This is a genomic window from Kaarinaea lacus, from assembly GCF_975902315.1.
This window is the reverse complement of the sequence record NZ_CDLKIE010000351.1, coordinates 1-8,507: the sequence shown is the minus strand read 5'-3', so window position 1 is coordinate 8,507 and position 8,507 is coordinate 1. Positions and strand designations below refer to the sequence as shown.

Below are 8,507 nucleotides of genomic sequence, written 5' to 3'. Positions count from 1 at the left end.
GGGAGCGCTCATTAGTCGAACGCACTTTGCGCATTTCCTGGTGGAGCATGGGTACGCAAAAGATGTCAGGGCAGTTTTCAAGAAGTTTCTGGTGAATAACAAACCCGGTTATGTGTCGGGCCAGTGGGCAACACTCGAAGAAGCGGTTTCCTGGATTAACGCTGCCGGAGGTCAGGCGGTGATTGCCCACCCGGGACGTTATCGTATCACCGCAACCAGGCTGCGCCAGTTGCTATCTGAGTTTAAAGCGTGTGGTGGTGTTGGACTGGAAGTCGTATCCAGTGCGCATTCGCAAGATGAGTGTATGACCATGGCGCGCTATGCCAAACAATATGAATTACTGGCATCACGCGGTTCTGATTATCACGGTCCGAAACATGCCTGGGTGGAACTGGGAAATATTCCGCCACTTCCCGAAGAATGTCTGCCTATTTGGCATGACTGGCAGTAAAATTACTAACGGTACTTTGTACAGGCTATGTTTACAGGAATTGTTTAACAGGAATCGTCGCATCACCACTTTCATCTCATTTCATTAGTGTTAAATTCCAATTCCAGTTCACCTATTGAAGCAGGTCAACTCACCATTGGCATTAAACGCGCATACTAAATAATATGACAGCACAATTCTTACCAATACATCCTGACAACCCACAGCAGCGCCTGATCAATCAGGCGGTGAAGGTGTTAAATGATGGGGGTGTTATTGTCTATCCAACGGATTCTGCCTATGCGTTGGGTTGTCATATTGGCGACAAGAATGCCATGGAACGTATCCGGCGGATTCGTGACCTTGAATCCAGGCATAACTTTACCCTGGTCTGTCGTGACCTTTCCGAGATATCAATCTATGCCAAGGTCGGTAAAGCACATTATCGATTCATGAAAAGCCTCACGCCCGGTCCTTATACTTTTATATTGAAAGCGACTCGCGAAGTACCCAAGCGATTACAAAATCCAAAGCGTCGTACCATCGGCTTACGAGTACCTGATAACAATATTGTGTCCCATCTACTGGAAACCTTGCAGGAACCTTTGATGAGTTCCACGCTGATCATGCCAGGCGATGATCGTCCAATGGTTGAGCCGGAAGATATGTTTGAAAGGCTCAAGCATCAGGTCGATCTGGTTATCGATGGCGGATTTTGCGGTATCGAACCGACCACCGTGGTTGACCTGGTTGAAGATGAGCCAGTGATTACGCGGGAAGGGAAAGGTGATGTGTCGCAATTTTTAGAACAGCATAGCTGATCGCTTTTCATTTTGCCCTAAAGATAATTTTGCATTATTTTTCCAGTATCTAGGACGTGGCGCCCTAAACTCGTTACAATTCGCACATGCTAAATCAAATCCAGCTTATTGCTGCGTTCGCCTTACCAGTTTTATTTGCTATTACTGTTCATGAAGTTGCTCATGGATGGGTGGCAAAACATTTGGGCGATCCCACTGCCCAGATGATGGGGCGCTTAACACTGAATCCCATTAAACATATCGATCCCATCGGAACCGTTATTTTGCCTGTTGCGATGCTGTTATTAACCGGTTTCATGTTTGGCTGGGCCAAGCCAGTCCCCATAACCTGGGAAAATCTTAAACGGCCAAAACGTGATGTGGGACTTGTGGCAGTAGCGGGCCCTACGGCTAACCTGTTGATGGCATTAATTTGGGCGGCGGTGATAAAAATCGCTTTGTTACTTCCCGCTACCGCCTCGAATATCGCTCTGCCTATGGTGTACATGGGATTCGCAGGTATATTTATAAATGGTATCTTGATGATTCTTAACCTGATACCCTTACCACCCTTGGATGGTGGTCGAATAATGTCCAGTTTGTTACCTGGTCCATTGTCCTACAAATTTAGCCGACTCGAACCCTATGGGCTTATTATTCTCGTGGTCCTGTTGTTTACCGGGATATTGGGTACCATAATGCTGCCTCCACTGATCGCATATTTGAAATTTATAACGTTTATCTTTGGTATCGATCCCCAGGTCATACAGGCATTGGGCGTGGGTGTAGGCATAGATCCCCGCATCATGATGTTGCTGACGGGAAGATAAATCTGGATAGTGTTTATCAAAAACTGTTCATTGAAAACTATTCATTAAAAAGGGAGAAAAAGTTGAGTTCTGTACCGTCACAATACCAGCGGGTACTTTCTGGTATGCGGCCCACCGGCCAATTGCATTTGGGGCATTACCATGGGGTGTTGAAAAACTGGCTGCGCCTGCAGCACGAATACGAGTGTTTTTTCTTTGTCGCCGACTGGCATGCATTGACGACCCATTATGATGATCCCTCCAATATTTCGGGCAGCGCGTTTGATATGGTGATTGACTGGTTGGCAGCCGGGATTAATCCAGGATCGGCTAAAATTTTCATTCAGTCCCAGGTGCCGGAACACGCAGAACTGCATTTACTATTGTCTATGCTGACTCCCCTGAGCTGGCTGGAGCGCGTACCCAGCTACAAGGATCAGCAGGAAAAACTGAAAGAGAAAGATCTGGCTACTTTTGGTTTTCTCGGCTACCCATTGCTGCAAAGTGCAGATATTTTGATCTACAAAGCTGGCCAGGTGCCCGTGGGCGAAGACCAGGTGGCGCATGTTGAGCTGACGCGCGAGGTGGCGCGGCGATTTAACCACTTATATGGTCGTGAAGCGGATTTTGAAGAAAAAGCCGAAGCGGCCATCAAGAAGATGGGTAAGAAGAATGCAAAGCTTTACAAAGAGTTACGCAAGAAATATCAGGAACAGGGTGACCATGAGGCGCTGGAAACTGCCCGTGCCCTGCTGGAATCCCAGCAAAATATTACCCTGGGAGACCGTGAACGGCTCTTTGGTTATGTCGAAGGCGCAGGTAAAATAATCCTTCCTGAACCGCAGGCATTGTTGACAGAATCACCAAAAATGCCGGGACTGGATGGTCAAAAAATGTCAAAATCCTACGGGAATACCATCGCATTGCGCGAGGATCCGGCCGACGTAGAGCAGAAACTACGTACCATGCCCACAGACCCCGCAAGGATTCGACGAACCGATCCCGGTGATCCAGGCAAATGTCCCGTATGGGATTTTCACCAGGTTTATTCCGATGACAAAACCAGGGAGTGGGTGCAGCAGGGTTGTACCTCGGCGGGCATTGGTTGCATTGATTGTAAACAACCAGTCATTGATGCGGTGTTGAAAGAGCTGGCACCGATTCAGGAGCGCGCAAAGGAATACATGGACGATCCTAAAATTGCGCAGAATGTGATTGCCGAAGGCGTTGAAGCAGCACGTGATGTGGCGCAGGACACCCTGGAAGAAGTAAGAGCGGCGATGGGCCTGGCTTATCGCTAACGTTAGCAAACTATCAGAGCACTGATACGGTAAATTGAAATAAGCACACAAGGCAAAAACTAAAATGTCAGAAGTCGTAGACAATGTTGCTGAAGAAACTGTGGATGCAGAAGCGTCTGCAGTAACCGATCAGTCTGAAGTACAACAGGCCACGGACTCAACGCCTATTGCCATAGTGCAAGGTTCTGCCTTCACTGAGTTGCCCAAGGATCTTTATATTCCACCTGAAGCACTGGAAGTTTTTCTGGATGCCTTTGAAGGTCCACTGGATTTACTTTTATATCTTATCAAGCGCCACAACCTCGACATCCTGGATATACCTATCGCGGCGATTACCCGTCAGTACATGGAATATGTCGAGATGATGAAAGAACTGCATTTTGAATTAGCGGCCGATTACCTGGTGATGGCAGCGATGCTGGCGGAAATCAAATCACGCATGTTGTTACCACGCCCGGTAAGCGAAGATGAAGACGAAGAAGATCCGCGCGCGGAGCTGGTGCGTCGTTTACAGGAATATGAGCGCTTTAAAACCGCTGCGGAAGATTTGAATGAATTGCCGCGCATGGAGCGAGATAACTTTAGCGTGTCTGTCTCTGTTCCCAACCTCAACGTGCGCAAGTTACACCCCAATGTAGAAATGAAAGATTTGATGCTTGCCTTTAAGGACGTGATCGTGCGTTCCGAAAATTTTACGAACCATCAAGTTCAGATGGAGCCTTTGTCGGTACGCGAGCGAATGTCAACGGTGCTTAGCCGCGTTGAAGCGGGAAAATTTACCGCATTTGCAGATTTATTTGATCCTCAGGAAGGGCGCCTGGGTGTGGTAGTTACCTTCCTGGCAATATTAGAGCTGGTCAAGGAATCACTCATAGAACTAGTACAAACCAAACCCTACGAACCTATTCATGTAACGGTAGCGGAAACATGCCAATCACAGACGAACAATTAAAAAATATTATTGAAGCAGCAATTATGGCGGCGGGGGAACCGTTGAGCATCGATAAAATGCTGACGCTATTCGTGGAAGAGAAAGAACCACCAACTCGCGATGCGGTAAAAGAAGCCATTAAAGCTATCGAAGCCGAAAGTGAAACACGTGGTGTTGAATTAAAGAAAGTCAGTTCCGGTTATCGTTTTCAGGCCAAAAAAGATTTCGCACCCTGGGTGTCGCGCCTCTGGGAAGAAAAACCCGCCCGTTACTCACGTGCCTTACTGGAAACTCTGGTGTTGATTGCTTATAAACAGCCACTAACCCGGGGTGAAATCGAACATGTGCGTGGTGTTGCGGTAAGCACCAACATTATTAAAACCTTATTGGAGCGCGAATGGGTGCGTGTTGTGGGACATCGCGATGTACCGGGTAAACCCGCATTGTATGCCACCACAAAAGCTTTCCTGGATTATTTCAATCTCAAGTCGCTGGAAGAATTACCCACGCTGGCTGAAATCCGTGACCTGGATAAAATCAATGCCGAACTGGATTTGCAGGAACCCGGCGTCGAGCAGACTGAAGCTGGTGAGGAAGGAGTTAATACTGAAGAAATTGCACAGGCTGAAGCTGCTGAAGCAAGTGCGGAAGGCGAAGAGGCTATTGGTGATCAACCCGTTGCAGAGCAGTCAGCAGAAGAGCAAAGCGAAGAAGCTTTAGCTACCGAAGCAGTCACTGAAGAAGTCATTGAAGATGTCAGTGAAGGGGTGGCTGAAGAAGTTACCGACGAAGATATCGACAGTAACCAGGATGATCGTGATGACGTCATGTTGGACGAACACGATAAAGAATTAGTAAGCAAGCTTGCAGCCGAAGAAGAAGAGATTATCGCGTCAACAGAGTCTGCTGAAGAAGAAATGATTTTTACTGAAAATGAAACCGTCGCAAACAAAGAAATTGAAAGTGAATTAGAAGAACAGGAAGATGTGACGGTCGCTGAAAGTACTATTACACCGGATAGTACTGGTATTCCAGAAAGCGAATTGCCCTCGGAAACCGAGCACAAACTAACTGTTGAAGAAGAGCCTGAAGTTGATGAGCCTGTCGTCTCTGAATCTGCTGCTGATGAAGAACCAAAGCTGGAAACTGCGGCGGTGGAAAGTGACGAGTATTCTGATATGGAAGGTGTTGATTCGAAATTTGGTAGTTAGTTTTAATTCAGCTTTCTCCCACAATATCCCTCCTTTCTTCGCAAATTCCAGCCGTACTGGCTCGACTGTGCCCAAAAAGGGCAGTGCCGAAATACATCTGACTTAGGTATAAATTTGCAGTCGTAGTGATGCGTTCAGCATCTACTTCGCAGTTACGCGTAAACTTTACTAACCATTTCATCGATTCAGGGTATGTTTCATAGTTGCTGAGTACCATTCAATCAAAATTATTATCGCAGCAAGTTGGAATAGACCGAAATGCTAACAAAACAATATTGAGAAGTGTTCTAACATGGTTGGTAATTTGACCAGTAAGCTGCAATTTTAGCAATTTATTAAGAAGATATTGCAAGATTTGTTAGAATCAGTTAACGAAAATAGTAAGCATAATATTCAGTCGTAATTACGACATGTGATGTAGCGGTAACAGGATGTTTATAAAACAATATCTCAAGGCAATTTTTATACTGTCCATGTTTGCAGTTCTAACTGGCTGTGGCGGCGGTGGGGGCGGTTCTAGTAGTAGTGCTAAAGTTGAGAGAGCCACTGATCCGGAAAGACTTAATGTAGATAGTGGGAATACTGTTGGTTTCGTTGATAGAAATGAATCGAAATTCTTCGAGTTCTATGCTACCGAGTCTACTACTTACAATATTACTGTAGATTCAGTTCAAGGTGATGTTGATATCGCCGTTTTTAACAGCGATGTTCTTTCTGAAGAAACAATAATAGTTCTTAGCGCGAATCCAACATATGGCTCCATTACACAAGATAGCGTGATATTTACTGCGCCAGCTACCCAGCTGTTTTACATAGAAATCGCGGCATTTTTAAATAGTGGCTTTGGGCAGTCAGATTCAGTAACTTTCAATATTATTTCAAATTCAGAACCCGTTGGAAGTTATTCAACGACTGCTCGGATTTACGCTGAGCAAGGCGATTCCACTAGATATCCAGCTCCAAATATTTCTATATTTAAAGACATAACTATTGACTATAACTTGTTCGATATAGATGCACCAAGCGAAGTCAATCATGGTCAAAGTTATCAGTTTGCGTTAGTAAAACCGGAGCTGGATAGCAATGAGCTAGGAATTACCATGATATCCGGTCCAACGTCAATGTCACTAAGTAATGACGGTATAATTAACTGGGCTCCGCATGGACCAATGTTTGATACAACGTTAGATGTAAACTGGACATTAGGTTTAAATTACAAGTTGGCTACTTATAATTTCAAAACCACTACCACAGTAAAGGATGATTTAAGGCAACAACCATTATTTCGTTCTCCAATTTCTACCCCAGAATGGACATATAGTGCTGACATAGCAGACTTTGACGGCGATGGAATAAATGAACTCCTGCTCACCGATAATAAAAAACGGGTTTATACCCTGGAATATCAAAACAATGGCTTTGTGCATGAGTGGTCACTACCTTTCAGCCTCTATGAGTGGAATGAAAGCCCAATTCCAAATGCTAGCGTTCAAGCTCTCACTAGTGCTGACGTAAATAACGACGGAAATCCGGATATAATCATCGGCTATCCTTCAAAAATCATTATCCTGGATGGCGTCACTAAACAACAAATTTCCTCTTTTGAAGATGGGTACGCCTATCGCAGAGCGATGATGGCGGCAGATTTGACAAACAGCGGAAATGTAACCTTAGTATACCTGGTTAAGCATACTAATAGTCATTTCGATACTGAAATGACACTCGTAGCCTATGATCTTTCAAACTTAGCTAGCCCAGTCAATGTTTGGCAGTCAGATCGAATGACATTCTATGTTGATGGGCTGCCAGAGCATGAATCACGCTTGGCGTTAGGTAACATAGATGATGATGCTAATTTAGAAATTATTTCTGCAAGCGGTGATATTTTTGATGGAGAATCATTTACGAAGCAAAACTCTTTCCCTGTCGTCATAGATGAAGATTTTATTAAATTTGTAGATACAATAGACATTGATGGTGACGGAATACAAGAAATTGTTACATGTTGTACTAACTCACAACCTAATAGTATTGGATTACGATCTTACTCCGTACCAACTGGACAGTACATATGGGAGTCGCCGGCAATTGAGCCATTAAATGGTGGGTCAACAATAGCATTGGCGCTAGAAGTTAGTAATATTGACGCAACAACTGAAGAGGAAATTTTAGTAAAAGTTTATGATGCGTTGTATGTGTATAAAGTTAATAATGATACGGGATTACCGGAGTTGTCCTGGGCTTCTTCGCAAGTGGCAGATGCACATACAATATTAGTAGCAGATATTGACAACGACAGTCCGAAAGAGCTAATCACCTTGTCTAGCCAATCCCATATAGTCTCTGAATTTAGTGTATTCGAATTTGCGCCTAACGCCCTGATACGGCAATGGGATAAATCGCCTCTTGATTTTGCCGGTTCTTTTGTTGGTGGTATGTGGACGAAAATAGCGCCTGGCAAGCGCGAGGCTGTTTTTATAAATTCAGATGTAAATAATGAGATATATACCAGAAATACATATCTTGTATCGTTAAGTGACTTAGGTTTAATGTCTTTCAGCTCTCCAATTGGTACGAATAACTTAACTCAAAATGCACCACTTATTAGTCATACGGACTATGATGATGATGGGATTGATGAGGTGTTTGTGTCAAGTGCGGACAGAGTTGATAGGTTTTTAGCTGCCGTTGATATTGGCAACGATACAATTGAGTGGATGTCGCCCCGCGATTTAGGTGAAGCGATGGCTGTAAAATATGCAGACATGAATAATGATTCTTACGATGATTTGGTCGTTCGAATAAATCCTCCAGGCAATTTTAATAACTTGTATGTTTTCGATGTAGTTAATAATGTCACAATAGGGTCCTTTTTTGTAAGTGGCGGTGATTTTGAAATTACAGCTTCCGATAATGACGATATATTCAATATTATCTTTTTTGGGTCCGGTCGAATATTTATATACGAGTATGCTCGTTCTACAAGTGAACTTACATTTATACAGTCAGGTAATGGAGGGATTGG

7 protein-coding genes are annotated in these 8,507 nt (G+C 44.3%); all 7 read left to right on the top strand.

The genetic code is table 11. The features are described from left to right. Positions 1-451 (top strand): hypothetical protein (locus ACWVCM_RS11380; RefSeq protein WP_455201875.1); only part of this gene is annotated, 451 nt, incomplete at its 5' end. Positions 452-615: 164 nt separating this feature from the next. Beyond that, positions 616-1,251 carry an L-threonylcarbamoyladenylate synthase gene (locus ACWVCM_RS11375; RefSeq protein ID WP_455201874.1) on the top strand — a complete coding sequence of 212 codons (636 nt, stop codon included), beginning with the start codon at positions 616-618 and terminating at the stop codon, positions 1,249-1,251. Between the two features lie 86 nt (positions 1,252-1,337). Beyond that, entirely contained in the window at positions 1,338-2,060 is a 723-nt protein-coding gene (locus ACWVCM_RS11370; RefSeq protein WP_455201873.1) for a site-2 protease family protein, read from the top strand. A 62-nt stretch (positions 2,061-2,122) separates the two neighbouring features. Then, a complete protein-coding gene (locus tag ACWVCM_RS11365; RefSeq protein ID WP_455201872.1) occupies positions 2,123-3,340 on the top strand; it encodes a tryptophan--tRNA ligase in 1,218 nt (405 codons plus the stop codon). 64 nt (positions 3,341-3,404) lie between these two features. Then, positions 3,405-4,292, top strand: a complete 888-nt coding sequence (locus ACWVCM_RS11360; RefSeq protein ID WP_455201871.1) for a segregation and condensation protein A — start codon at positions 3,405-3,407, stop codon at positions 4,290-4,292. Beyond that, the gene (gene scpB, locus ACWVCM_RS11355) at positions 4,268-5,482 is read left to right on the top strand and encodes an SMC-Scp complex subunit ScpB (protein WP_455201870.1); all 1,215 of its coding nucleotides are present in this window, start codon (positions 4,268-4,270) and stop codon (positions 5,480-5,482) included. The genes ACWVCM_RS11360 and scpB overlap by 25 nt, the downstream gene beginning before the upstream one ends. Positions 5,483-5,913: 431 nt before the next feature. Continuing rightward, positions 5,914-8,507: FG-GAP-like repeat-containing protein (locus ACWVCM_RS11350; RefSeq protein ID WP_455201869.1), on the top strand; the 2,594-nt coding region annotated here is incomplete at its 3' end.